The sequence below is a fragment of the Thioclava sp. FR2 genome (genome assembly GCF_051200875.1).
GTDB lineage: Bacteria > Pseudomonadota > Alphaproteobacteria > Rhodobacterales > Rhodobacteraceae > Pseudotabrizicola.
On the sequence record NZ_CP195191.1, the window covers coordinates 357613 to 384173 of the forward strand.

The following is a 26561-nucleotide window of genomic DNA, read 5'->3' on the forward strand; positions in this document are numbered from 1 at the left end:
CTATTTCGTCCCCGTCGGCGAACCGATCCGGGTCGGGTTGATGTCAAATCGGGTCACGTCCACATGGGGCGGCATGGCCAGCACATGGCAAACCATCGCCGCCACGTCTTCGGGCTGAATGGCGGTCTGGTTGGCATACATCGCCGCCCGCGCTTCAGTGGAAAGAATACCCGCGTAAAGCTCGGTCTCAACGCGCCCCGCCGCAATCTCGGTCACCCGGACGCCTGCCTGCGCAACCTCCATCCGCAAACTGTGCGCGAAACCGGAAATCGCGTATTTTGTCGCGCAATAGGCGGCGACATTGGGATAGGGCGCGTGCCCCGCGATCGAGCCCAGAAAGAACACATGCCCCGAACACCGCGCCACCATGCCCGGCAAAATCGCCCGCGTCACGGCCATCGGGCCCAACAGGTTCACCGTCACGGTGCGGGCGCTGTCGGCAAAATCAGACTCCGTAAAATGCCCCAAGGGCGGCATCGTCCCGGCATTGTTGATCAAAATGTCAAACTCTCGGCCCTCCAACTGGCGGGCGATTTCGGCCGGATCATCCATCGACAGGGCAAGCGGGCTTATCCCCGCCTCTAGCAAAGCCGCCAGCCGGTCTGCATTGCGCCCGGTGCCGGTCACCTCATGTCCAGCCTTTGCCAAGGCCACGGCAATGGCCTTGCCGATACCGTTCGTCGCCCCCGTCACCAATGCCCGTGCCATCGCCTTATGCCCCTTCTGTCCAATCCTGCGCCTGAACCCAGTCGCAAAACGTCGCAATCGCCCGCACCCGCCGATGGGCACGGGGAAAGACCATGTAGAACCCCGGCACCTTTGACGGCTCCATCCCGGCCATCACATCGCGGCCAAAGGGGGCAACCAAGCGCCCCAGTTCCAGATCTTCATCGGCATCAATCGTCGACAACAGGCCAACCCCAAGCCCCGCCAAAGCCGCCCGCCGCATGGTCGCTGCATCCTGCAGCCGCAAATCATTGCTTTGGCCCCGTTTCGTCACACCCAGATGGGCCAGCACATTGGGCCAAAGCTCGGGCGACATGACAGGATGCACCAGCGGCAGGTCACACAGGTCTTGCGGGGTTTTCAGCCGTTCGGCCAGTTCCGGCGTGCAACAAAGATCCTTGCGGTCGGTCAAAAGCAGATGCACTTCCAGCCCCGGCCAATGGCCATAGCCCCACTGGATCGCCACATCGACCTCATCCGCCGCAAAGTCGGGCAATTCCACCATCGTCGTCAGCCGCAGATCCGCTTCGGGTTCGATCGCGCGAAAGCCCGCCAGCCGGTCCAGCAGATAGCGTGTCGCAAAGAACGGGCTGGCATTGACGTTGACTCGCGCCCGCGACGGTTTGCGTGTCACCCGTCGCACCCCTTCGGTCAGCTCATCGAAGGCCGCCTGCACATGATGCATCAGCAAGATCGCAGCCTCGGTCGGATTGGCCCCACGGCCCCGCCTGTCAAACAGCGGCACGCCAAGCGCATCTTCCAGAATCTGCACCTGCTGGCTGACCGCTTGCGGCGAGACCCGCAGCACCTCGGCCGCAGCCCGTAATGACCCCTGTCGCATCACGGCGTGAAACACCCGCAAGGCATTCAGCGGGGGCAACCTCTCGGCCCGATCCTCGCCGCTGCCTGCCCCCCGCGCCATGCCTAGATCACGGCCTTTTCCAGGAAGGGGCGGTTTTCAACGATCCGTTCATAGCCCACTTCGCTCAGGTCAAGTGTCCGGAAGCCGCCATAGATCACCAGTTCCGAAATCGCGCGCCCCGCCGCCGGACCTTGCTGCAAGCCGTGGCCAGAAAATCCGTTCGCAAAGAGGAAGTTCTTCACTTCGGGATGCGGCCCGACCACAAGGTTATGGTCCAGCGTGTTGAAGTCATAATGACCCGCCCACATGTTCACGACCTTCAGCGCTTCAAAGGCTTCGGACCGTTCGGCCAAGGCGGGCCAGATGATCTCTTCGAATTCCTCGTGGCGCGGGGTGAAATCATCCCAATCCACACCGGGGTCTTCGACCGGCGGGCATCCGGTCAGGAAATACCGCCCCTCGGGCCGAATGAACACGCCCGTCGTGTCAATCAGCAAGGGCAAACGCCCTCCGGCCACGCGGGCAGATCCCTCGGGCGATTTCGCGGCATCGACCACAAACAGCGTCCGCTTGCGCGGCTCGACCGGAATATCCAACCCCGCCATCCGGGCCGTTTGCGCCGCGCGCGGGCCAGAGGCGTTGACGACAATCCCTGCCGCTACCTCGGCCCCGGATTTCAGCGTGACGCCTGTCACCCGATCCCCCTCGCGCCGGATCGCCACGACCTCGTCCGTCACCACCTCGGCCCCCAGCGATTTCGCCTTGGCGCGAAAGCCGTTCATCAGCCCGGTATTGTTGAACCAGCCCTCGTTTTTCTGCCCATAGCTGGCCAGCCGAACATCGTCGACGCGCAGATGCGGAAAGGCCTGTGCCAATTCATCCCGGTTCCACAGAACCACATCCGCCCCGCAGGATTTCTGCACGTCATGGTTCTCGCGCAGGATCTGTTCCTGTTCCGCTGTTGCGGCCAGAAACAGATAGCCCGCCTCATGGAAATTCAGGTCCGGCCGCGGTTGCCCCGGCACCTGCATCAGGTCGCCAAAGTTGCGGATCACTTCCAGCCCGAACTGGCTGATCTTCACATTGATCGGGTTTGAAAACTGCGTCCGGATCGACGCGGCAGAAAGCGAGGTCGAGGCCTGCGAAAAGCTGGGATCGCGTTCCACCACCAGCACCGAACCTTTGAAGTCGGGGTTCGACATCAGAAAATAGGCGACCGACGACCCGATCACCGCACCGCCAACAATCACAACGTCATAGCTGGACTTCATCATTTCCCCTCGTCGTCGGGGTGGCCAAGGTTGACGAACCAGCCCCCCAGATATTCCACTGCCTTGTCGTGCGGATTTGCCGCCGTCAACCGCGCTTCGACCTCGGCCCGAAACTCTTCGGTCGAATCCTGCGGATGAAAGCCGATATGCCCTGCCAGACGGTTGTCCACCATACGGTGTTTGTTGGCCGAGGTGCCAAAAACGATGGAATGGGCCACGCGCGGGGCGGTCAGGCTGGCTTCGACCAGACGGATGCAATCGTCAAAGGTCAGCATCGACCACAGCATCCGCCGATCGGTGAATTCGGGGAAAGACGAAAAGATGCGCAAGTCCACGGTTTCAATGCCGAACTTGTCCCAATAAAGCCGCCCCAGATCTTCGACAAAGCATTTCGACAGGCCGTAAAGGCTGTCTGGCCGATGCGGGGCATTGGCGTCGATATTGTCTTCGACCCGGTGATAGCCGATGGCATGAACCGAACTGGCATAAATCACCCGCCCCACACCGTGTTTCCGCGCCCCTTCATAGATGTGATAGCTGCCGCGGATATTGGCGTTCAGAATATCTTCCCAAGGTCGCTCCAAAGGCGCGCCACCGAAATGCACGATGGCCTCAACGCCTTCGCAGGCCGCCATCGTGGCCTCTTGGTCCGCCAGATCATAGGTCACCGCTTCTTCATTCGGGCGCAGGTCTGTCATCGGCGTCACATCGGCCACGCGCAGGGTCTTGCACAGGGGCGCAAGTCCGCGCCGCAACTCGGTGCCCAAACGGCCTGCCGCGCCCGTCAAAAGCAAAGTGTCAAAGCGCGGTTTGGTCATCTGCGGGTCTCCAGTCGGTCTGTCATGTCTTTATCTGGTCGTGCGCCGGGCTGCATCAGGTCTTTGCCTTCACATATCCGCGCCTCAGGTCGGTTTCGCGGGCCAGTTCATCGCGCTTTTCCGGCGCGCCAAAGCCACCGCCTCCGGGCGCTTCAAGGATCAGGCGGCGCCCTTCTGGCACATTCTGCCAACCTTTCGGGCGCATGACGGAGCCGTCATCCAAAGTCACCCGACCGGGCGCCCCCGGCGCGCCGCCATCCCGTCCCCGGGCAGGTGTGCCAATCCGGTCAAACATCGCGGAAAAGTCAAAGCTGTGGCCGGGCAGTGCCTCGATCTCGATCACTTGCCCCAAGCCGCCGCGATACTGCCCATCGCCGCCACTGCCTTCCCGCAATTCCTTGCGCCAGATCACGATGGGGCCGGTCTGCTCGGTCGCCTCGACGGGCATGGTCATCACACCCGACGGAAAGGCCGTGGCCGACAGCCCGTCCGCCTCGGGCCGTGCGCCCATCCCGCCCGAATTGAACATCAGGATTTCGGCCCGCCGCCCGACATGGCCGGGCAGGGGGCGCACAGACATATGAATGTTCCACAAGGCCGCAGCACCTTCGGCCAGAATGCGACCGGGCAGTGCCTTGGCCAAGGCCCCCAGAACCAGATCGGGGATCATATGGCCGATCACATGGCGCAGGGAAACCGGGGCAGGGCGGGGCGCATTCACGATGTTTTCCGGCGAGGTGATCGAAAACGCCTGCAATGAGGCCCAGTTGTTTGGAATATCGGGCGCGATCACGCATTTCAGCGCGTAGGACGCATAGGCCTTGGTATAAATCACTGGAACGTTGATGCCCCAGCGGCTGACCCCGGCACTGCCGTCGAAATCGACATTCACGCCGCCTGCGCCAATCTCTACAGCGCAAGCCAGCTGCACCGGGCTATCATATCCATCAGTGTCCAGAACATTCGTCCACCGCCCCCGTGGCAAACCCGCGATGCGGTCTTCCGTCGCCGCCCGTGTCCGGTCAAAGATGAACCGGGCCAGATCGTCCAGATCGGCCATTCCGGTTTCGGCAAGCATTTCGATCAGCCGCTTGTGGCCCACGTCATTGCAGGCCGCCAGCGAGTAAAAATCGCCGACCACCTGTCCCGGCTCGCGGACATTGGCCTCGATCAGCTTGATCAGGGTCGCATTGACCACGCCCTTTTCAGCGAATTTCATGATCGGGATCTGGATGCCTTCTTCGTAAACCGATTTGCCATCCGCACCAAAACCACGCCCGCCCACATCGACGACATGCGCCGTGCAGGCAAAGAAGCCGACCAGATGCTCCTCCTGAAAGCTGGGTGTGACCATCGTGATGTCATGCAGATGCCCCGTCCCCAGCCAAGGGTCATTGGTCACATAGGTATCGCCGGGGTAAATCTGGTCCCGCGGGATCGCGGCCAGAAAATGCCCGACCGCCTCGGCCATCGTGTTCACATGCCCGGGCGTTCCCGTCACCGCTTGGGCCAGCATCCGGCCTTGGGCATCGAAGACCCCCGCCGAAAGGTCGCCAGCTTCGCGCACGCTGGTCGAAAAGGCCGTCCGCAATAGCGTCATCGCCTGTTCTTCCACCACCGAAATCAACCGGTTCCACATCACCTGTAAGCGAATGTCTGTCGTTGCGTCGCTCATTTTCCGCTCTCCTTGCGTTGCAGCAAGATGGACCCATCGGCCTGCATCACCGCATCAAAGACCGAGGTCACCACCGTCGAGGTCTCGCGTTCCACAATCACCGCAGGCCCTGACACCCGCGCGCCGGTTTGCAGCGTATCTCTTGCGAAAATTCCGGTCTCCAGCATCTTTCCGGCCGTTGGGTCAAACACATCCCGACGGCGCTTTGCGTCGACCACGGGGCCAGTTGCGGTCAACTCCACAGGCTTTGGCCTTTCCGGGCGATCCGCGACCTTGACCGAAATCGTGACGATCTCGATGTCGACCCCCAGCCCGCCCTCAATCGCCCGGCCAAAGAACCGCCCATATTCCCGCCGAAACGCTTCGCGCAGAACGGCTTCATCCTCGGCAACAAAGGCGCGCTCCGGCAAGGCCACCGGAATTTCCCAGCCCTGTCCGACATAGCGCATGAAGGCGGTCAGCTCGGTTTCCAACGCCGCCTTGGTTCCTTGCCGCACAAAGCCGGTCGCCACGGACCGCAGCTCCTCCAGCATCGCGTTCAGCGCCCCGGCGTCAAACGCGCCAAGGCGCATGACCCGGCTGGCCAAGGCCTCATAGCCAAAGGGTGCCCGCAGAAAACCGATGGCCGAGCCTACCCCCGCCCCAACCGGGATCAGACAGCGATCAATCCCCAGCTTTTCGCACAGGCGCGCCGCATGCAAAGGCGCGGCCCCGCCAAAGGCCACCATCACATTGTCTGAAATGGCCTTTCCGTTCTCAACCGCATGAACACGGGCCGCATTGGCCATGTTCTCATCCACCACTTCGCCAATGCCAAAAGCCGCAGCCTGCACCGGAAGCGACAGACGGTCCGCCACATGGGCGGCCACCGCCGCCCGCGACGCTTCTTCAGACAACTGAATGGCGCCCCCTGCGAACTCGGCTGGGTCCAGCTTGCCCAAAAGTAAATCCGCATCCGTAATCGCCGGACGCTGCCCGCCGCGCCCATAGCAGGCTGGTCCCGGTTCTGACCCGGCGCTTTCCGGCCCGGTCTGAATGCGCCCCATCGCATCGACCCAAGCCAAAGATCCGCCCCCGGCACCAATTTCGATCATCTCGATCACCGGGATCGAGATCGGCATGCCCGACCCTTTGGCAAAGCGCGTGGTCCGCGCCACCTCAAAACTCCGTGCGGTCTTGGGCGCGAAATCCTCGATCAGGGCGATTTTGGCCGTCGTGCCCCCCATATCGTAGCTGACCACTTTCTCCAGACCAAAGCGCCGCGCCACATGGGCCGCGAAAATCGCCCCGCCCGCAGGTCCGCTTTCCACCAGACGCACCGGGAACTCGGCCGCGGTCTCGACCGAGATTAGGCCGCCCCCCGAATGGATCATGAAGACCTGGCAGGTCGCGCCAGCCTCCTTCAGCCGCTTTTGCATCCGGGTCAGGTAATCGGCCATCTGCGGACGCACATAGGCATTGGCGCAGACCGTGTTGAACCGTTCATATTCACGCATCTGGGGCGAGACTTCGGACGAAATCGAAATCGGCACATCCAGCCGCTTTGCAAGAATGTCTCGTGCCCGCCGTTCATGGTCGGGGTTGGCATAGGAATGCAGAAACCCAATTGCGACCGCGCCAAAGCCCTCGGTCGCAATCACCTCGGCAAGCCGTTCCAGCGCGGCCACGTCCAGCGGCAACAACTCCTGACCTTCAGCCCCGATCCGGCCTGCAACGGGAAAGCGATCCTCACGCGGCACCAGCGGGGTCGGCAGACGCAGGTTCAGATCATACTGGTCAAACCGGCTTTCCGTCCGCATCTCGATGACATCTCGGAATCCTTCGGTCGTGACAAAGGCAACCCGTGCCCCCTGACGTGCGATCAGCGCATTGGTTGCCAGCGTCGTTCCGTGAATGATCAGGTCAATCTTCTCCGGCCCGATCCCGGCTTGGCCAAGAACCTGATCCATCCCATCCAGAATGGCCTGTTCGGGCGCGGTGTAATTCGTCAGCACCTTGGTCGAGAAAAGACGGTCGCCAACCTCCAGCGCGATGTCGGTGAACGTGCCGCCGATATCGGCGCCCAGACGGACAGGGGGGCGGTCTGACACATCACTTTTCACGGGCTTCCCTTCCATCTTGCAGGCTTTCTCGTCGCACGCTGTCTGCACAGGGGGTGTACGGGGGGTGTACAGCAGGTGCATCGTCCCAAACGGCCCGTTCTGGGCAGTTCAATTGGTCAGATCATGCCACGCGGTCGGGAAAACAGCCAACAAGTTCGCCTTTAAATAGACAAGAAAAACTTGTCAGTCAGAAAGTAGGAAGGGCCGACGAATTGCGTCGCCGGCCCTTCTTGCTGGTCCAGATTTCCAGCGCCTTATCCGTGCTTGATCATCACATGGCGGACGACCGAATAATCTTCCAGTGCATAGGACGACATGTCCTTGCCATAACCCGATTGCTTCAGCCCGCCATGCGGCATTTCGTTGACCAGCATGAAATGGGTGTTGATCCAAGTGCAGCCATAGCGCAGCCGCGATGCCATCGCCATTGCGCGGCCAACATCCTTGGTCCAGACCGATGAGGCCAGCCCATAATCACTGTCATTTGCCCATGCAACGGCCTGATCTACATCGGAAAATGGTGTAACCGATACCACGGGGCCAAAGACCTCGCGGCGCACGATCTCGTCATCCTGACGGGCGCCTGCCACGACGGTCGGACGATAGTAAAAGCCCGCCCCCATGACCTCACCGCCTGTCGTCACCTCAACATGCGATAACTCTCTGGCACGATTGACAAAACTGGCCACGCGGTCACGCTGGCGCAGGCTGATCAACGGGCCGATTTCATTGGTCGTGTCGTCGTCATTCGCCAAGGCAATGGACGAAACTGCCGAGGTCAGGTCAGCGACCAGTTTGTCGTAGACTTTCTTGCCCGCATAAATGCGGCAGGCGGCTGTGCAGTCCTGTCCGGCATTGTAATAACCAAAGGCTCTAAGTCCTTCGACAACTTCGGAAATATCGGCATCGTCAAAAACGATGACAGGGGCTTTCCCGCCCAGTTCCAGATGGGTGCGCTTGACCGTCTTGGCAGCGGCATCCAGCATTTTCTTGCCGGTGGCAACGTCGCCCGTCAGGCTGATCATGTCCACTTGCGGGTGATTGATCAGGTAGCTTCCCACCGTTTGGCCGCGGCCAGTGACGACGTTGACCACGCCTTCGGGCAGTTCTTCAGCCAAAATTCTGGCCATTTTCAAAGCGGTTAGCGGCGTTTGTTCACTTGGCTTGAACACCACGGTATTGCCCGCGCCAATCGCCGGGGCCAGTTTCCATGCCATCATCATCAGCGGATAGTTCCACGGCGCGATCGAGGCGATGACGCCAATCGGGTCGCGGCGGATCATGCTGGTATGGCCTGCAAGATATTCCCCTGCAACTTGCCCGTGCTGGGTGCGGACAGCCCCGGCAAAGAACCGATAGCAGTCAACAATGGCAGGAATTTCGTCGTTCAGCGCCGCATTGATCGGCTTGCCGCAGTTCAGTGCTTCCAGCGCTGCAAAGCCTTCGGCCTCGGCCTCGACCCGGTCGGCGATCCGCAAGAGGGCGGCGGAGCGTTCGCCAGGGGTGGTGCGAGACCAGCCGTCAAAGGCCTTGCGGGCTGCCGCAACAGCCGCATCCACCTGCGCTGTGCTGGCCTCGGGAACATCAAGGATCAGCCCCCCGGTGCGCGGGTTGAGGATCTGTTCCGAGGTCTCGGTCCCGGCGACGAATTCGGCACCGATCAGCAAGCTGGTGTTGATCTTGTTCATTTTACTCTCCCTCATTTGCCCGAGCCGGCGATGTGCTCGCCGTCGCGGGTCAGGTAATAGGCGGCAAGGATCGGCAGGAAGGTGACCGCAAAAACCACAATAGCCACAACATTTGTCACAGGCCTCTGCCTCGGACGCACAAGTTCTTGTAGCATCCAGATCGGCAAGGTGGATTGCTGGCCCGCGGTGAAGGTGGTCACGATCACCTCGTCGAACGACAGCGCAAAGGCAAGCATGCCGCCTGCCAGCAGGGCCGAGCCAAGGTTCGGCAGCATCACATAGCGAAAGGTCTGAAACCCGTTCGCGCCAAGATCGGTCGAGGCTTCGGCGATGTTGCCGGACAGACGGCGAAAGCGGGCGACAGCGTTATTGTAGACGATCACGATGCAGAAGGTCGCGTGGCCAAGGATGATGGTCCAGACCGAATAGGGGATCTCCATTACCGAAAAGGCTGAACGGAGCGCCATGCCCGTGATGACACCGGGCAGCGCAATTGGCAGCAAAATCAAGAGGCTGATTTGCTCGCGCCCAAAGAACCGCGTCTTTGACATGGCTGCAGCCACAAGGGTGCCAAGGATGATGGCCAGAAGCGTGGCAATCAGCGCCACCTGAACCGAGAGCCAAAGCGGCGGCCAGATATCAGCGCGGTTCCACGCCACACCAAACCATTCCAGCGTCAATCCGGGCGGAGGGAACTGATAGCTCTTTTCCTCGGTCGTGAAGGCGTAAAGGAAAATCAGAAGGATCGGCAGATGCAGGAAGGCAAGGCCGGCTCCTGCTGCGATTTTCAGTGAAAGGGACGCGCGATCAGAGAGCATCAAAGGCCCCCATGCGTTTTGCGACCGTCAGGTAGATCAGCATGATGATGATGGGCACCATGGCGAAAGCAGCAGCCAAGGGGATATTTCCCGCAGTGCCTTGCAACTGGTACACCGCCAAACCGATGAACCGCGCAGATGTACCGATGATTTGCGGGATGATGTAATCGCCCAAAGTCAGCGAAAACGTGAAAATGGATCCCGCGATGATGCCCGGCAGGGCCAGCGGCAGGATTACCGTCCGGAAGGTCTGGCTTCGCGTCGCCCCAAGATCGGCTGATGCCTCCAGCATCGACACCGGGACGCGTTCCAGCGAGGCCTGCATCGGCAAGATCATATAGGGCAGCCAGATGTAGACAAAGACGATGAAGGTGCCCAACAGCGAGGTGGATAGCGAGTTGCCGCCGATGCCGGGGATGGCAAGAACCGCGTCCAGAAGAAAGCCAGTACCAATTCCATTTGCGGCCCAGGTGACAATGCCCTCTTTGGCAAGGATCAGTTTCCACGCATAGACCTTGACCAGATAGGACGACCAAAGAGGCAGCATCACGCCAAGGTAGAACAGGGCTTTCCAGCGGCCTCGGGCAAAGCGGGCGGCGAAGTAGGCGATGGGAAACGCAATGGTCGCACAAGCCACTGTTACGGCGGCAGCCATCAAGACAGTGCGAAGGATGATGTCGAGGTTTTGCAGACGAAACAGTTCGGCATAGGTTTTCAGCGTGAACTCTTCTTTCACCACACCCGAGAATTCGTCGATGGAATAGAAGCTATGCAGAAGAAGTGCCGCAAGTGACCCAAGGTAGACCACGCCCAACCACAGCAAGGGGGGCGTCAAGAGCAGCGCCAGCAGAAGGCGTGGGTTGCGCCAGAAAAGGCCGGTCAGCCGATCGGCAGGGCCACGGGCGGGCAGGATGGCCTGATCGTTCACGCTTCGCCCTCCATCACATGCAAGGCGCGGGGATCGAATCCTAGGCCAACGGTGCTGCCTGTTTCCGGAATGGGTTGGCCTGCGGGGATGATGACTGCAACTTCCTGCCCGTGAAGATGCACCGTGACGCGCGCGCCCGATCCAAGATAGCGTTGGCTGACAACGGTGCCCGTCACAGGCGCATCGCTGGTCAGGCGAAGGTTTTCGGGCCGCAACGAAGCCCACTTTGCGGGGCCGCCAAAAACCTGCGTCACCACGGGGGAAAGCACATTTGATGACCCGACGAAATCGGCCACGAAACGGGTGCGGGGGTGGTCATAAACCTCGGACGGGGTGCCGATCTGGGCGATTTTGCCGTCATTGAATACGGCCAGACGGTCGGCCATCGACAGCGCTTCGCCCTGATCGTGGGTGACGAAAACGAAAGTAATTCCAAGGCGTTGTTGAAGGGCCTTCAACTCATCCTGCATGGCCTCTCGCAGCTTCAGGTCAAGCGCGCCCAGAGGCTCGTCCAGCAAGAGCACGCGGGGTTCATTGACCAAGGCGCGGGCCAAGGCCACGCGTTGACGCTGCCCGCCAGACAATTGGCCCGGACGGCGGTCACCAAAGCCGGGAAGCTTCACCAGCCCAAGCATTTCTTCAGCCTTGTCGGCGCGGGTTTTGCGGTCCACGCCCTTGACCATCAGGCCATAGGCAACGTTGTCGCGCACGGTCATGTGCGGGAACAGCGCATAGTCCTGAAACACGGTATTTACGTTACGCAGATGGGGCGGAACGGACGAGACATCCTGTCCAAAGATGGAAATCTGGCCGGCGGTTGGGGATTCAAACCCAGAGATGAGCCGCAGGCAGGTGGTTTTGCCCGAGCCTGAGGGGCCGAGCATGGCAAAGAAGCTGCCTTCGGCAATGGTCAGGTCAACGGAGTCGACCGCTTTGACCTTGCCGAAATGGCGCGAGACGGAATGGAATTGGACGGCGGCTGTCATGGGTAGATCTTTTCGGAAAAACGTTCCTTGAAGCGGCCCCCGCGGAACGCAGGGGCCGCAACCGGTTTGAGTGAGTGGTGGGCGGTCTTCGGGTTCCGCAGATTAGGGCTGACTTAGCGGCCCCCGATCACCCCGATATAGTCGCTGACCCAACGGTAATAGGGTACGCAGGCGCCTTCACCTTGTGAGCAGTTCGACACCGGAGTGGTCCAGAAGCGAATCTTGTCAAAGTCCTTCAGGCCATTCGCGTCGCACCCTTCCTGAGTCTGCATGCCGCGACCGTCAGAGCATGCCGCCGGAACCGAAGGCACGGCGCCAAACCAGACCGACAGGTCAGATTGCAGGTTCGAGGAAAGCTGGTGTTCAAACCACATATAGGCGCAGTTCGGATTCTTTGAGTCGCTGTGCAACATGGTTGTATCAGCCCAGCCCGTCGCGCCTTCCTGCGGGATCACAGAGGCAACCGGAACCTTGTCGGCAGCCAAAAGGTTGACTTGGAACGGCCATGACCCAGAGGCGACCACCCCTTCGTTCTTGAAGTCGTCAATCTGAATAAAGGCATCGTGCCAGTAACGGCTGACAAGGTTGCGTTGCCCGCGCAGCAGATCAAGCGCTGCTTTGTATTGGTCTTCGTTCAGTTCGTAGGGCGACGTGATGCCGAGTTCCGGCTTGTGGAACATCAGGTATTGGGCCGCATCGGCAATGTGGATCGGGCCGTCATAAGCCTGAACACGGCCCTTGTTCGATTGCCCATCCGGCAGGTTCATTTCTTCGAACACCACATTCCAAGAGGTCGGCGGCTCTTTGAAGACTTCGGTGTTGTACATCAAAACGTTCGGCCCCCACATATAGGGAACACCATAGTGCTTGCCATCGACCGTGTGCCAAGGCGCATTTTGCAGACGCTCGTCTATGGTCGACCAGGATGGAACCAGTGCCGGGTTGATCTCTTGCACCTTGCCGCCGGCAATCAGGCGCAGGGATGCATCGCCCGATGCTGTGACAAGGTCAAATCCACCCTCGTTCATCAGGGCGACCATTTCATCCGAAGTGTTCGCGGTCTTGACGCTGACCTTGCAGCCGGTGCTTTCTTCGAATTTCGTAACCCAGTCGAATTCTTTGACTGTTTCGCCTCGCTCCAGATAGCCGGCCCACGCCACGACCGAAAGTTGTCCCTCGCCTGCGCCGATTTCTGTCATCTGCGCCATTGCCGGACCAACTGCCAGCATAAGCGAGAGCGCCGTTGTTCCCATCAGTTTCAATGAATTCATTTTCAGGCTCCCTGTGGATCGCCCCGCTTTTTGCGGATGCGTTGCGGCAGAGGATAAGAAACACCTGAACTTTCGCAAATTCAAAACACAGAATTAGTGTATCGGAAAAACCGATGGCTTGAGCAGATCCTTTACTGAGAGATTGAGGCGGTTACCCTGTTTCGTGCCAAGGCCATAGAAGCGGCTATCCCGCTTGAATGCTACCCTGGGCCGATCTGACAAAGTTCAATGCAGGCCCGGAAAGCGGCGCGCCTCGGCGCCAAGCCAGTCCAACTTGGATCGACGGCAGATCACCCGAGACATCCCTAATTTCAATTCGGTCGCCTTCCAGTGACCACGGCCGATAGACAAGGCTGGGTAGGATCGCCAAGCCCGCACCCGTTGCCACGAGGCTGCGAACGGCTTCGACACTACGGGTACGAAAGGCGATTTCCGGTTTGACGGGTAAAGCGGCTGTCAGTTTCCGCGTCGATTCCTCAATTTCGTCGACCATGAGTTGGATCATAGGCCGCCCCGCAAGCTCTTCTAGCGCAATGGACTCCTGCTGGGCCAACTGGTGACCTAATGGCAGCCAAAGCCGATAGGGAGAGACGACGAGCGTTTCGACATGAAGCGCCATCCTGTCGCGCACTGACGAGGTGAGCAGAACCGCGACATCCAGCTCTCCGCCGATGAGCAAATGCTGAAGATACTCTCCAGTATCTTCGATGACGTGCAATTCGATCAGAGGAAAAGCACGCCTGAACCTTTGCAGGATGTCGGAAAGCACATACCCTGCAACTAGGGACGTAACCCCAAGCGAGAGCCTTCCCGTGACCTGCTCTGCTTCATCCCGGAAAGCGGTTCGTGCCGCTGCGACATCGGCCAAAATCTGGCTGGCATGACGCAGGAACGCCGTTCCCTTATGTGTTATCAACAGCCCGCGAGCCTGCCGGTCAAAGAGCAGAACGCCAAGATCGTCTTCAAGAGCGCGAATTGCCTCGGTGACCGAAGATTGCGAGATCGACAAAGCCCGTGCCGCACCCGAAACGCTGCCCGCTTCCGCAGCGGCCACGAAGAATTGCAGTTGGCGTAAGGTGAAGGCCATGTGATCCCGAATTTTGTTCGCATCTTGGTCAGTCTCGGGTGGCTTTGGCAATTGTGAAAGCGGTGCTGGCTAGGTTTTGCCAACCCGAGCCAATTTTAACCTGCGCTTGCGCATAGTCTTTTCCCTGTCCGCTTGGTTTTCTACAATCGCGCGAAAGCGATCAGGACCGTTTGTTGGGCTTCGCGCCACAACCAAAGCCATTTGTGCCCAATGCAGATATTTGTCGCAGAATGGCCTTTACGCCGCGTGGGGCCATTGGATAATCGAAAGCACAGATTGGCAGGAATGCGAAATGATCGTGACTTTGCGAGAAGTGGCGTTGAAGGCGGGCGTGTCGCGCTCTGCCGTCTCGCGGACTTTTACGCCGGGCGCTTCGGTTTCGGCCAAAACCCGGGCTAAGGTTGAGCTTGCAGCTGAAGAGCTTGGATACCGCCCATCGGTTCTGGCCTCTGCTTTATCGACCGGCAGAACCAAGTTGATCGGCTTGGTGTCGACGAACTTTCGCAACCCGATCTTTCTTGAGGTGTTCGACCACTTTACCAAAGCATTGCAGGCTCGGGCTTTGCGTCCGCTTTTGGTCAATCTTTCGGGCGAGATGACACTAGAGAGCGCAGTCGGCATGCTGCGACAGTACTCCGTCGATGGCGTCATTCTGGCTAGCTCAACGCTCCCCCCCAGCTTTCCCTTGGCGTTCAAAGCCGCGGGATTGCCGGTCGTTCATTGCTTTGGCCGATGGTCGAAAGACCCTGAAGTGAACCTTGTTGGTATCGACAACCGGGCATGTGGCCGTATGGCGGCAGAAACACTTCTTACTCGCGGCTATCAACGGATCGGGTTTCTAGGCGGGCCCGCGACGGCGACGTCGACCGAAGATCGACTGGCCGGTTTCCGCGAAGCACTTGCGGGGCCTGGGCGCGCGCAACTGACGACAAGTTTTGCGGATTCCTATTCGTTCGACGCAGGCTTTCAGGAAATGTCGCGTCTGATTGCCGAAGGCGATTTGGCCGAAGCCTATTTTTGCGGTGACGATGTTTTGGCCATCGGGGCCATGTCAGCGCTGCGGGCGGCGGGAATGAATGTGCCTGAAGATATCGGTATTCTGGGCTTGAACGACATGGAGATGGCCGGTTGGCCGGGCACCCAGCTTACGACCATTCACCAGCCGATTGACGCGATTGTGGCGGCCGGTGTCGAGCGTATCGTCTCTTTGCTGGAAAACCCGGATCAGCCACCCTTGGCCCAGCTTTATGACTGCCAAGTGGTCGAGCGCGGGACGCTGCGTGCGCGCGCCCCGCACGATAGGGTTATCGGAACATAGGGGGGCGGGCGTCTTCCCAAGTCCCGCCTTTCTTAGCCGACGCGACGGCCGAATGCACCGCAGCGATAGAACGCACACCTGCCAAGGCAAGTGGAAGCCCGTCGCGCTTTTGGCCGCGGATCGCATCGGCCAAATCGCAATAGATATTGGCCACGGCCAGCGGGAAACCTTCTGGGTGGGCAATGGCAACGCGGCTCAGGCGCTTGGCGTCATCGTAAAGACCGCTCTCGCCCTTCTCCATGATCTGGGTGCGGCCACCAACAGGCGTATAGATCAACTGGTTAGGTTGTTCTGATGCCCAGCGTAGACCACCAGTTTCGCCAAAGACCTGAATGTCGAAACCGTGTTGCCGCCCGATGGCCACGGACGAGGTCCATAGTCGACCGACGGTGCCTTTCGACATGCGGAAGTTCACCATGGCATCATCTTCCAGAACGCGGCTGGAAATGGTCGAGGCAAAGTCAGCGGAGAGCTTTTCAACTTCGTCGTCGCAGATGAAGCTTGCCATGTGCAGGGCGTGAATTCCGCAATCTGCAAATTGGCCAGAGACCCCGGCGAGGGCAGGGTCATAGCGCCAACGAACCCGTGGGTTGTCGGCATCAGTGGCATCACCGTGATGACCATGGCTGAAATTGGTGACAACCAAGCGCACCTTGCCGATGTCACCTGCGCGCACCATCGCCCGTGCCTGCCGGATCATCGGATAGGCTGAATAGCAGTAGTTTACTGCACAGATCTTCCCGGTTTTCGCGGCGATCCGAACCAGCTCTTCGCCTTCTTCGACTGTCACCGTCATCGGCTTTTCGCACAGGACGTGAAAGCCAGCTTCCAGAAAAGCCTTGGAAATCTCGTAATGCGTCGAATTGGGAGTTGCGACAGTGACAAGATCGATACGGTCTGGCCGACCAGTCTCACCGGCAAGCATTTCTTTCCAATCGCCATAGGCGCGGTCATCAGCCACACCCAACTGCTTTGCAAAGGCGCGACCTTCCGCCGGGCGATGGTCAAATGCGCCGGCAGCAAGTTCGAAATGTCCGTCTGCCAAAGCGCCAAGGCGATGTGCAGGGCCGATCTGGCTGCCGTCTCCACCACCGATCATGCCCCATTTCAGTTTTGTCATGGTCCTGTCCTTAGTTGAAGCCGATGGATTCCAGATATTCCCGGTTGGCGCGCGCATCGTCCATAGGGCGAACATCCAATGTCGGATCGCAGTCCTGCTCGACCGTGCACCAACCATCGAATCCAGCGTCCAAGAGCACTTGGCGAACGGCAGGGAAATCAACGTCGCCCTTGCCGAGATTGCAGAAGATGCCCTGACCACAGGCGTCGTAAAAACCGGTGCGATTTGCAATAGCCTGGGCTTTGACCTGGGGGTCGATGTCCTTGAAATGCATATACGCAATACGCCCAATATGGCGTTTCATGAAAGCTACCGGGTCGAACCCAGCATAGGAGTGATGACCGGTATCGAAGCAGATTTTCAGAAACTTCTCGTCTACTTCATCCAGCAGGCGTTCAAGTTCTGGTTCGAAGTCGATGAATCCCGCCGCATGTGCGTGGATGCTCACAGTCAGACCGTAAACTTCGGTGCCCATCTTGGCCACCGTCGCAATACGATTGCGGAACGCTTCCCATTCGGCGCGGTCCATCTGTTCTGCCTCATTCGCGCGGCCAGCGGTCGGGGCGCGGCGCTGCGAGATCGAGTCGATGAGGACCAGATGCTTTGCGCGGTGAGAGACAAGGGATTTGCATGTCCGAAGCGACGCATCCATGACGTCACCCCATGCGTTTGCATCATGGAAAGGCCGGAACACGACGCCGCCAATCAGGGTAAGCGCGTGCTGGTTCAACGCATCAGCCAATTCATCGGGATCTTCCGGCATAAAACCGATAGGGCCAAGTTCGATCCCCTTGTAGCCAGCTTGGGCGCACTCCTTGAGCACGGTTTGCCAAGTCGGGTTACGAGGATCCTTCGCAAACTCAACCCCCCAAGAACAGGGCGCGTTTCCGATCCGAATAGTCATGATCTGTAGTCCTTGAGTTTGGTGTTAAACGTCTAGCCAGCGACCGTCTGGCGCGGAACGCAGGGCCGCATCGACGACTTGCCAGACAGAAAGGCCGTCAGCGAAGGTTGGCCAAACATTCTTGCCGCTATGGATTGCATCAAGAAAGTCGCGCGCTTCGATGATGATCTGGTCTTGATAGCCGGTGCCGTGCCCCGGTCCTTGGCAAAAGGGTAGGTAGTCTGGATGTGATGGGCCGGTCAGAATCTTGCGAAATCCGCGTTCGGCTTCTGGCCCTTCGGCCCGATACAGCCAGATCGCATTCTGGTCTTCCTGATCAAAGCGGATCGCGCCCTTGGTGCCATGCACTTCGTAGGCATAGCCCATCTTGCGACCGGTGGCGACGCGACTGAAATACATATGCCCCATCACCCCGCGGGCAAAGCGGCACATGATCTGCGCGTGATCGTCATTGGTTACGGCCTCGGGGCCGGTGGCTCCTGGTCGAGATTTATGTACCGTTTCAACCAAAGCGGAAAGGCGCTCAATTGGGCCGAGTAGAGCTAGAGCACAATTTATCATATGCGGAGACAAGTCGCCCATTGTTCCGTTCGCAATGTCCTTGGTGCGCCACGTCGACGGCAAAGCCGGGTCGGCCAGGAAGTCCTCCGTATGTTCTCCACGAAACCAAACAATTTCGCCGATTGCTCCTTCGGCAATCAGATTTCGGGCAAATTGTGTTGCGGGTGTGCGGACGTAGTTGAAGCCCACCATGTTCGTGACCTTCGCCTGCCGCGCTGCCTCGACCATTGCCTTTGCATCGTCAAGGGACGCGCCCAGAGGTTTTTCGCAGAAGACCGGCTTTCCCAGAGAGAATGCCGCTTGGGCGATGGCGCGATGGGTCGCTTGTGGGCTTGCAATGACGACAGCTTCGACCTTCGGGTCTGCAACAAGTTCTTCCCAGCTCTTGGCTGCACGCGCAAAGCCGTAGGCGCGCGCATAGCGTTCGGCAGAGGACGCGCTGCCAGCGGCGATCAGCTCCAATCGCGGCCTAAGGGGGGTATCGAAGACGGCCCCAACGGCCGACAGGGCGACAGCGTGGGCCTTTCCCATGTAGCCGCCGCCAACAAGCCCGATTCCGATTTCGGTCATCTGTCCTCCCTTTCGGCAGCGCAGTTTGGTCAAGCCTATTGCAACCGATTGCAAAATTCATATTATCTTTCCAAACCGACTGCAATCGAAATCGCGTTTTGGAGATTGTGCGCAATGCACGGGCCGAAAGTGAAAGGATCAAATGACTGATCAGCGCATGCGGATAACGGGAAGCTTCTTAGTTCTCGGTCGCGCCGGAATGGATCTTTATGCTACTCCCGCAGGCGAGCGCATTGAGGATGCTCGGGGTTATGTGGCCCATCTTGGCGGGTCGGCTGCGAATATCGCGGCCACGCTCTCGCGCTTGGGAGCGCAAACTGCGTTGCTGTCTCGGGTTTCGGACGATGCCGTTGGGCGCTTCGTTCTTGCAGAACTGGATCGCTACGGGATTGATCGCCGTAGGGTCGGGCAAAGTGCTGGCGGCGTTCGAACCTCTTTGGCGGTGGTGGAGACCAGATTAGAGGATTGCCAATCCGTGATTTATCGCAATCAGGCGGCTGATTTCTGCCTTTCTGAAGGTGATGTTGCGGGCGTCGATTTCTCGACCTTCGGAACTTTGGTTGTGACAGGAACCGCCTTTGCGGACCCGGTGTCGCGCAAGGCATCTTTTCTGGCTCTTCAACGAGCACGGGAGGCCAACCTGACGACAGTCATGGATGTTGATTACCGGCCCTATTCCTGGGGATCAAACCAAGAGGCGCAGTCTGTTTGCCTAGAGGCTGCAGGGGCCTGCGACATCGTCGTCGGAAACGATGTGGAATTCGGGTTACTTGCCGGTGCATCTGAGATGGGGCTTGGCCTCGCACGCAATCTGGCTTCGGACGGGCGACGAGTTGCAGTCTATAAGATGGGCGAGAAGGGGGCCGTGACCGTTGGATTGGGAACAGAGTTCTCAACCGGAATCTATCGGACCAATGCTTTAAAGCCGACCGGTGCGGGTGATGCATTTTTGGGGGGATTCCTGTTTGGCCTTTCCAAAGATACATCTCTTCGTGACGCTGTGCTGCGCGGATCTGCTGCCGCAGCGATTGTCGTTTCGCGGGTTGGCTGTGCGCCCGCCTCGCCATCCTTGGCGGAACTTGAAGCGTTTCTTGCACAGCAAAACGCGCCAAATTGAGAGGGTTCCATGCATATTCCGCCCCATGACAACCAGAATAAGCCTATTGTCGATATCGATCACGCTTTGGTGCCGTTGAATTATTTCAACATCGTTCGCCTAAAGCGGGGTGAGGACTTCACATATTCCACTCCGGGCTATGAGACCTGCATTGTGCCTGCGACCGGGACGGTGCGCGTTGAAGTTTCGGGCCAAGTCCATGACGATATTGGGGGACGTGGGGTTGATGTCTGGGATGGCGAGCCGGAAGGCGTCTACGTTCCAACTGGAATGTCTGCGACCATAAGATGCCTGTCCGACAGCGCCGAAGTCTTCATCGCTGGCGCCAAGTACGATAAAGTCCTTGAGCCTTTTGCGGTTCGCGCAAACGACCTGGACATCGTCCAGTACGGATCGGATGACACAAAAACGCATCGCAAGATAAAGCATATCCTCGGCACCAAGTATCACGACCGTGTTGGGCGACTTTTGGTCAGCGAACTCTACACGGTTGGCACTGGCGGGTGGTCTGGTTTCCCAAGCCACAAACATGACACCGATCGTCTTCCCGAGGAGACACGGCATGACGAAACCTATAACTTCCGCTTTCGTCCAAGCTATGGGTCAGGTCTACAAATGCTGCAACGGGTCGATAATGAGCCCGGCGATGCCTATCACATCATGAACAATTCGACTGTTCTGATAGATCGCGGCTATCATCCCTGCTGTGTCTTGCCGGGCTACGAGATGTATTATTTCACGATCTTGGGAGGGCTTTCGCAGCGTAGCTTGAAGCAGTATTTTCAGCCAACCCATGCCGACCAGTTGCACACGATCCCTGGGATCATGGATATGGTCGCAAAGTTCAAATGACACGCGCGACGCTTGCAGAGGTTCTGCATCCTGCCTTGGAAAAGCGTTATGCCGTTGCCGGTGTTGTCTGTTTGGGCTGGGAAGACGCGCGGGCCTACGTTTCCGCCGCCGAGGCCGAGCGGGCACCGATCATCCTGCAAGCCGGGCCGGGGTGCCGGGCGCATACGCCGATCTCTGTGATTGGTGCCATGTTTCGCCATTTGGCCGACGCGGCCTCAATTCCTGTCGTTCTTCATCTCGATCATGGGGCAACACTCGAAGAAGCGCAGGCGGCTTTGGCTGAAGGCTTTACTTCGATCATGTTCGATGGCTCGTCGCTGCCACTCGACCAAAATATTCGCAAGACCGCAGAAATTGTGAAACTGGCGCGTTCGCATGGGGCCTCGAGTGAGGGAGAGGTCGGATTTGTCGGATATGACAACGGCGCTGCGTCTGCGCTTACAGAACCGGTGGATGCAATGCGGTTTGCATCGGAAACCGGTGTGGATGCGATGGCGGTTGCTGTGGGCAATGTCCACCTTCAGCAGAATCCCGGAGACGGGATCGACGAGCAGGCGCTTGCAGGAATAGCAAAGGCCACGAATGGCCAGGTGCCGCTGGTTATCCACGGGGGGTCTGGCGTTCCGGCTTTGCAACGCGCGGCTTTGGCCAAATCGTCCCCGATCTGCAAATTCAATATCGGTACGGAATTGCGAATGGTGTTCGGCCAAGCGCTTCGTCGACGGGTAAATGACGGCACGAATGAGTTTGATCGTCTGGCCTTGCTAAGTTCAGTTCATGACCCCTTGGCACAGACGCTTCGGGGTATCTTGCGGCAAATCGGTTCTTCAGACCGATATTGACGGCGATTACAGACCTCCTTGCTTAGGGTCAGGATTCATAACCAGTAGATGACGACAGCCGCGAGGGCGACGGCTGAAAGGAATACCTTGGGGCATCGGTCATAGCGGGTCGCCACGCGCCTCCAGTCCTTGAGCCTGCCGAACATGATCTCGATGCGGTTTCGCCGCTTGTAGCGGCGCTTGTCGTATTTGGCCGGGGTCTTTCGCTGCTTCCGACCGGGGATGCAGGCGCGTATCCCCTTGTCTTGCAATGCTTCTCTGAACCAGTCGGCGTCGCAACCGCGATCCCCGAGCAGCCATTCGACGTTGGGTAGGCCGCTCAGCAACGCCCGCGCGCCGATGTAGTCGCTCACTTGCCCGGCGGTGACGAACAGGTCGATCGGGCGTCCCAGGCTGTCGCAGACGGCGTGCAGCTTGGTGTTCATGCCGCCTTTCGTGCGACCGATGAGGCGACCGCGCCCCCCTTTTTGGCGGCCATGCTGGTCGCGGTGCGGTGCGCTTTCAGGTAGGTCGCGTCGATCATCACGGTCTGCTTCTCGCCGTGTTCGGCCGCGAGGCCGATCATCATCCGCCCGAAGATGCCTTTCTCGCTCCAACGTTTCCATCGACTGTAGAGGGTCTTGTGCGGTCCGTAGGCTTCCGGGGCGTCGCGCCAGCGCAACCCATTGCGGTTGATGAAGATTATTCCGCTCAAAACCCGCCGGTCATCAACACGCGCCTTGCCGTGGGACTTCGGGAAGAAGGGGGAAAGCTTGGCCATCTGCGCGTCGGTCAGCCAGAAAAGGTCGCTCATGTCACTGCTCCGTTTTCCGAGCCGTGAATCACGCAGCGCGTTGAAAATCAATGCATCCTGAGCCTAGTGCCGAGGGGTGAATTTTCGCGAGACTTCAGGTAAGGGTTGCATCAAGCGAACAGGGTTGGACAAGGGAACGGTTCGGATGAACATCATAATGTCGAGATACACGCCTTTCGCCTTAAGTGTTATCGGGCTGGCTCTCATCTTGGCTTTGCCGATCGAGGGTTTTTGGTTCTGGGCAGGCTTGGTGTTTTTTGCTGGCTTGGTTCTGATCGGCATTCTGGACATGGTGCAAATTAAACATGCTGTGCTGCGGAATTACCCGGTCTTGGGACATATTCGGTATTTTTTCGAAATGATCCGCCCAGAAATTCGCCAATACCTGATCGAGTCGGATGATGAGGAAGTGCCGTTTTCTCGAGAGGCGCGGGCGATCGTTTACCAACGGGCAAAGAACGTAGAAGACAAGCGGCCTTTTGGGACGAAAATGAAGGTTTATGCGGGAGGCTATCAATGGCTAACGCATTCGATACGTCCCAAGAAAATCACAGATTATGATTTTCGCATCACCATCGGCGGTCCGGATTGCAAGCAACCTTACCAAGCGTCGATTTACAACATTTCGGCCATGAGCTTCGGGGCCCTTTCGGCAAACGCCATTCTAGCCCTGAACAAAGGTGCGCGAATTGGTGGTTTTGCACATGATACGGGTGAGGGTGGCATCAGCCGATATCACAAGGAGGGGCAGGGCGATCTGATCTGGGAAATTGGCACCGGTTATTTCGGCTGCAGGAACGCGGAAGGCGGGTTTGATACAGAAAAGTTCCGTGAAACAGCGGCACTTGATCAGGTCAAAATGATCGAAATTAAACTGAGCCAGGGTGCAAAACCCGGGCAAGGTGGCGTCCTGCCTGCAGCAAAGATTTCCCCTGAAATTGCCGAAGCTCGTGGTGTTCCATTGGGCGTCGACTGCGTGTCCCCCGCAAGCCATTCGGCTTTCGATACGCCCTTGAAGATGATGGAATTTATCAAGACGCTGCGAGATCTTTCGGGTGGAAAGCCTATTGGTTTCAAGCTGTGTATCGGGCACCGACGCGAATTCATGTGCATCGTTCGGGCGATGTTGGAGACCGGCATCACCCCGGATTTTATCGTCATTGACGGCAAGGAAGGTGGGACGGGCGCGGCGCCACTGGAATTCGCAAACCATATGGGTATGCCGTTGGTGGAAGGGTTGACCTTCGCCCACAATACGCTTCGCGGTGCAGGCCTGCGTGACCGGATCCGCATAGGGGCTTCGGGTAAGCTTATCCATGCCTTTGACATTGCCAAGGCGCTTGCGCTTGGCGCCGACTGGGCAAACTCGGCCCGCGGGTTCATGTTCTCTGTGGGCTGTATTCAGGCACAAGCTTGCCACACCAATCATTGCCCAACCGGCGTCGCAACGCAGGATCCTTTGCGACAGCGGGCCATTGATGTGCCGGACAAGGCAAAACGCGTTGCCAATTTCCATCGAAACACACTGAAAGCTTTGGGCGATATGACTGGCGCCGCTGGACTGGACCACCCCATTCAGTTTTTGCCCCACCACTTGATGATGCGTGAAAACGACCGCGACATGGTGACGGGGGAAGATGTCTACCCTTACATGCCAGAAGGGTTCTTGCTGCGCGAGGACGACGAAAGATATGGCTATCTAAAGCGGTGGCGTCGGTCTTCTTCCGCCAGCTTCTCGCCGTTTGATGGCGGCGTATAGGGACGGAAATCATGCCGCGGTTAGGGTGCGCAGAAAGCCATTCAACTGCGTGTGGAATAATTTGGCCCTTGCAAGCGCATCTTCGCTGTCAATCGTCGTGAAGCGTATTGCGTCACGCGGGCGCAGTTGGGCAAACGCGTCGGTATCACAATCCAAGACGGTCGCGATTTTTGGGTATCCACCAGTGGTCTGATGATCGGCCATCAATACGGTCGCAGTTCCGTCCCCTGAAACCTGAACAGAGCCTCGAACAATCGGCTCGGAAGGTATCGACAGCGCGCCGTCAAGCGGCAGCTTAGGGCCATGGAGGCGCATGCCCATGCGATCAAACGCGTTGGTCATGTAGAAACTGGAATTGCGGAAATGGTTGATTGCTTCGGGGGTGAAATGTCGATCCTGTGGTCCAAGGACCGCATTCACACTGTGCTTTGGTCTGGCCCAAACCGGGCAGGGGATCACCTTTGGCGTTGTGGGTCTTTGGCGGGTTTCTTTGATAATCAAGTCTTGGCCGGTGCTTAACTTCCCGCCCCCAAAGCCGGAAAGCGCGTGGGTCGCTTTACTTCCCATCCACGCCGTTGCCTGCAAATTGCCAGCGAAAGCAAGATAGGTCCAGCTTCCCCAAGGCCCTGGTCTGATCGAAAGATTCTGACCTTTCTGCAGGTTGAATATGGTCCAAGACCCGAATTTCCTTTCACCGGTTTCGACGATGAAACCACCACCGGCCACGGCGACAGAAACTGATCCTTCCTCACAGAACAGCATAAGACCGCCCATGGAAATTTCGATCAAAGGCGCATCTAGCGGGTTACCCAGTGCCGTATTCGCTATTGCCGCACTTGCCCGGTCCATCGGGCCTGATCGCGGAACGCCGAACCGCATCTTTCCTGAACGGCCGCAGTCCTGAATACTGACATGCGGACCCGCGAATTTGACGGTGAGACGCGCATCAGACATTTGGTGTCTGTGCCTCAAACTCAGCCAGACTGATCCGGCGAAACCGAACCAGATCACCCACGTCAAACAGAAAAGGTGAGGCATCTTCCCCAGTAAGAATCCTTGTTGGAGAGCGGCCGATGATCCACCAACCTGTTGGCATTCTTAGCGTCGTCACCAAAGCCTGCGCGCCTGCGATGATCACCGATCCTGCCGCAACGCCCGGCAAGGGTGCGGATTTTCTGTCAAGCCTAAGTGCCGCTGGCAGGCCGGCCAAGTAAGCATAACCTGGCGCAAAGCCATACATGAACACCTCGTAAGTGCCTGAAAGGTGTTCGGCGATAACGGCTTCCTCGCTTAGCCCCGTGCGCGCCGCAACTTCGTTTAGGTCAGTCGAAAACGGCTCTTCATAGCAAACTGAAACATCATGCTTGCGTGGCTCTCGGATCGCAATCCGCGGGGATCCGATCAAACTTCGAACAACGACCATGATGGCCTTGTGATCAGAAATCATCGGATCAAATTCCACCAGCAGATTAACCATACCGGGCACCACGTCCGTAACACCCGCCGGGCTTGCCGTTGCGATCTGCGCGTCTAATGCAAGTACCGCTTCATGGGCTTCAGGCGTAATCGTGTCAGAGAATTCGACCAACACGGCATGTTCCGCAATTGGAACGAAACGTGGAAAGACCTTTGGGTGCGGGCTCATGGCAGACGGCTTGAGAACGGAGCGATCGTTATGCCCCTGTCAATTAAGGCTTGGCGAAGTTCACCTGCCAGTGTCACGGCGGTAGGGCTATCTCCATGCACGCAAATCGAGTGGGCGTTTAATGCGATTGGTGCGCCGTCCAAGACTGGCATCTTCCCGGATTCAAGGAATTGCACCATTCGGTCCGTCGCCTCTGCGCTATCGTGTAGCATGGCCTGAGGATGGCTCCGCGGAACCAGTCTGCCGGAGGCAAGGTAAGCGCGGTCCGCAAAGATTTCGGAATACACGGTCAGGTTTTCTGCGCGGGCGACCTGTTCCAGAACGGTCCCAGAAATTGCAAGAATAGCAAGTTTGTCAGATTGTGCCCGAACAGCATCCAGAATGGCCTTGGCAACCTGGGCGTCATCTGCTGCCAAATTGGCAAGTGCACCGTGGGGTTTGACATAGCTGACCTCAGCCCTGGCCAAGGCGGCAACACCCCTCAATGCGCCGATTTGCGCGGCGACCATGCGGCTGATTTCCACCGGCGACATAGGAATGATGCGTCGGCCAAAACCCAAACGATCCGCATAACCGGGATGCGCTCCGATACTCACGCCATTCCTTGCCGCTTGCGACAGCGTCGAGAACATAGTCTCTGGGTCACCGGCATGTCCGCCACAAGCGATATTCGCGCTGGTGACGATCGAAAGCATCTTCTCGTCCTCGCCCATTGACCAAGGCCCATAGGCCTCACCAAGATCAGAGTTCAAATCAATGCTGGCCATCAGCGCCTCTCGGTCAGATCTTTTGCCCCAGTGAAGATGAGGCATCGTCGGTTGTCCAGACGAAACAAGGCCCGACAGTCG

At 58.5% G+C, this 26561-nt stretch carries 24 protein-coding genes; 5 read left to right on the top strand and 19 right to left on the bottom strand.

Annotated features, from left to right (window positions below):
- The 12 genes from ACSBLW_RS01645 to ACSBLW_RS01700 form a co-directional block, all read right to left on the bottom strand.
- Complete coding sequence (locus ACSBLW_RS01645; protein WP_435258510.1) at positions 1-708, bottom strand: SDR family oxidoreductase; 708 nt, start codon at positions 706-708, stop codon at positions 1-3.
- Positions 709-712: 4 nt separating this feature from the next.
- Positions 713-1648: a LysR substrate-binding domain-containing protein gene (locus ACSBLW_RS01650; protein ID WP_435258511.1), complete on the bottom strand. Its 936-nt coding sequence runs from the start codon at positions 1646-1648 to the stop codon at positions 713-715.
- Between the two features lie 2 nt (positions 1649-1650).
- Positions 1651-2862, bottom strand: coding sequence for an NAD(P)/FAD-dependent oxidoreductase (locus ACSBLW_RS01655; protein ID WP_435258512.1), 1212 nt, complete (start codon positions 2860-2862; stop codon positions 1651-1653).
- Positions 2859-3677: an NAD-dependent epimerase/dehydratase family protein gene (locus tag ACSBLW_RS01660; RefSeq protein ID WP_435258513.1), complete on the bottom strand. Its 819-nt coding sequence runs from the start codon at positions 3675-3677 to the stop codon at positions 2859-2861. The genes ACSBLW_RS01655 and ACSBLW_RS01660 overlap by 4 nt, the downstream gene beginning before the upstream one ends.
- A 55-nt stretch (positions 3678-3732) precedes the next feature.
- Complete coding sequence (locus ACSBLW_RS01665; protein ID WP_435258514.1) at positions 3733-5352, bottom strand: hydantoinase B/oxoprolinase family protein; 1620 nt, start codon at positions 5350-5352, stop codon at positions 3733-3735.
- Positions 5349-7469 carry a hydantoinase/oxoprolinase family protein gene (locus tag ACSBLW_RS01670; RefSeq protein ID WP_435258515.1) on the bottom strand — a complete coding sequence of 707 codons (2121 nt, stop codon included), beginning with the start codon at positions 7467-7469 and terminating at the stop codon, positions 5349-5351. Before ACSBLW_RS01670 ends, ACSBLW_RS01665 begins: the two co-directional genes overlap by 4 nt.
- Positions 7470-7708: 239 nt before the next feature.
- Positions 7709-9133 carry a gamma-aminobutyraldehyde dehydrogenase gene (locus ACSBLW_RS01675; RefSeq protein WP_435260011.1) on the bottom strand — a complete coding sequence of 475 codons (1425 nt, stop codon included), beginning with the start codon at positions 9131-9133 and terminating at the stop codon, positions 7709-7711.
- A 20-nt stretch (positions 9134-9153) separates the two neighbouring features.
- The gene (locus ACSBLW_RS01680; protein ID WP_435258516.1) at positions 9154-9960 is read right to left on the bottom strand and encodes an ABC transporter permease; all 807 of its coding nucleotides are present in this window, start codon (positions 9958-9960) and stop codon (positions 9154-9156) included.
- Positions 9950-10888, bottom strand: a complete 939-nt coding sequence (locus tag ACSBLW_RS01685) for an ABC transporter permease (protein WP_435258517.1) — start codon at positions 10886-10888, stop codon at positions 9950-9952. The genes ACSBLW_RS01680 and ACSBLW_RS01685 overlap by 11 nt, the downstream gene beginning before the upstream one ends.
- A complete protein-coding gene (locus ACSBLW_RS01690) occupies positions 10885-11874 on the bottom strand; it encodes an ABC transporter ATP-binding protein (RefSeq protein WP_435258518.1) in 990 nt (329 codons plus the stop codon). The genes ACSBLW_RS01685 and ACSBLW_RS01690 overlap by 4 nt, the downstream gene beginning before the upstream one ends.
- 113 nt (positions 11875-11987) lie before the next feature.
- Positions 11988-13145, bottom strand: coding sequence for an ABC transporter substrate-binding protein (locus tag ACSBLW_RS01695; RefSeq protein ID WP_435258519.1), 1158 nt, complete (start codon positions 13143-13145; stop codon positions 11988-11990).
- 184 nt (positions 13146-13329) lie between these two features.
- Positions 13330-14232 carry a LysR family transcriptional regulator gene (locus ACSBLW_RS01700; protein WP_435258520.1) on the bottom strand — a complete coding sequence of 301 codons (903 nt, stop codon included), beginning with the start codon at positions 14230-14232 and terminating at the stop codon, positions 13330-13332.
- A 292-nt stretch (positions 14233-14524) separates the two neighbouring features.
- On the opposite strand from ACSBLW_RS01700, the gene ACSBLW_RS01705 reads away from it, so the two are divergent.
- On the top strand, positions 14525-15550 hold the full coding sequence (locus tag ACSBLW_RS01705) for a LacI family DNA-binding transcriptional regulator (RefSeq protein WP_435258521.1): 1026 nt from the start codon (positions 14525-14527) through the stop codon (positions 15548-15550).
- On the opposite strand, the gene ACSBLW_RS01710 is transcribed toward ACSBLW_RS01705, so the two are convergent.
- From ACSBLW_RS01710 to ACSBLW_RS01720, 3 genes are read right to left on the bottom strand one after another with little or no spacing between them, the layout of a single operon-like run.
- A complete protein-coding gene (locus tag ACSBLW_RS01710) occupies positions 15537-16670 on the bottom strand; it encodes a Gfo/Idh/MocA family protein (RefSeq protein WP_435258522.1) in 1134 nt (377 codons plus the stop codon). The genes ACSBLW_RS01705 and ACSBLW_RS01710 overlap by 14 nt on opposite strands.
- A gap of 10 nt (positions 16671-16680) precedes the next feature.
- Positions 16681-17574, bottom strand: a complete 894-nt coding sequence (locus tag ACSBLW_RS01715; protein WP_435258523.1) for a TIM barrel protein — start codon at positions 17572-17574, stop codon at positions 16681-16683.
- Between the two features lie 24 nt (positions 17575-17598).
- A complete protein-coding gene (locus ACSBLW_RS01720; RefSeq protein WP_435258524.1) occupies positions 17599-18705 on the bottom strand; it encodes a Gfo/Idh/MocA family protein in 1107 nt (368 codons plus the stop codon).
- A 142-nt stretch (positions 18706-18847) separates the two neighbouring features.
- Here ACSBLW_RS01720 and iolC point away from each other — a divergent pair, with 142 nt between their 5' ends.
- The 3 genes from iolC to ACSBLW_RS01735 are packed head-to-tail and all read left to right on the top strand — an operon-like array spanning position 18848 to position 21516.
- On the top strand, positions 18848-19822 hold the full coding sequence (gene iolC, locus ACSBLW_RS01725; RefSeq protein WP_435258525.1) for a 5-dehydro-2-deoxygluconokinase: 975 nt from the start codon (positions 18848-18850) through the stop codon (positions 19820-19822).
- Between the two features lie 9 nt (positions 19823-19831).
- Positions 19832-20674, top strand: coding sequence for a 5-deoxy-glucuronate isomerase (locus ACSBLW_RS01730; protein WP_435258526.1), 843 nt, complete (start codon positions 19832-19834; stop codon positions 20672-20674).
- Positions 20671-21516 carry a class II fructose-bisphosphate aldolase gene (locus ACSBLW_RS01735; protein ID WP_435258527.1) on the top strand — a complete coding sequence of 282 codons (846 nt, stop codon included), beginning with the start codon at positions 20671-20673 and terminating at the stop codon, positions 21514-21516. The genes ACSBLW_RS01730 and ACSBLW_RS01735 overlap by 4 nt, the downstream gene beginning before the upstream one ends.
- A 35-nt stretch (positions 21517-21551) precedes the next feature.
- Here ACSBLW_RS01735 and ACSBLW_RS01740 read toward each other — a convergent pair.
- Positions 21552-22309 (bottom strand): IS5 family transposase gene (locus ACSBLW_RS01740; protein ID WP_435258292.1). Its coding sequence is split into 2 segments (ribosomal slippage): positions 21552-21985 and positions 21985-22309, totalling 759 coding nucleotides; the frame shifts between segments, so codons are not numbered across the junction.
- Between the two features lie 157 nt (positions 22310-22466).
- On the opposite strand from ACSBLW_RS01740, the gene ACSBLW_RS01745 reads away from it, so the two are divergent.
- Positions 22467-24068 (top strand): FMN-binding glutamate synthase family protein, encoded by a 1602-nt coding sequence (locus ACSBLW_RS01745; RefSeq protein ID WP_435258528.1) that lies wholly within the window; start codon positions 22467-22469, stop codon positions 24066-24068.
- 9 nt (positions 24069-24077) lie between these two features.
- Here the strand turns inward: ACSBLW_RS01745 and ACSBLW_RS01750 are convergent, their stop codons facing one another.
- From ACSBLW_RS01750 to ACSBLW_RS01760, 3 genes are read right to left on the bottom strand one after another with little or no spacing between them, the layout of a single operon-like run.
- Positions 24078-25022, bottom strand: coding sequence for a biotin-dependent carboxyltransferase family protein (locus ACSBLW_RS01750; protein ID WP_435258529.1), 945 nt, complete (start codon positions 25020-25022; stop codon positions 24078-24080).
- Complete coding sequence (locus ACSBLW_RS01755; RefSeq protein WP_435258530.1) at positions 25015-25713, bottom strand: 5-oxoprolinase subunit B family protein; 699 nt, start codon at positions 25711-25713, stop codon at positions 25015-25017. The genes ACSBLW_RS01750 and ACSBLW_RS01755 overlap by 8 nt, the downstream gene beginning before the upstream one ends.
- Positions 25710-26480 carry a LamB/YcsF family protein gene (locus ACSBLW_RS01760; RefSeq protein WP_435258531.1) on the bottom strand — a complete coding sequence of 257 codons (771 nt, stop codon included), beginning with the start codon at positions 26478-26480 and terminating at the stop codon, positions 25710-25712. The genes ACSBLW_RS01755 and ACSBLW_RS01760 overlap by 4 nt, the downstream gene beginning before the upstream one ends.
- Between the last annotated feature and the right edge of the window lie 81 nt (positions 26481-26561).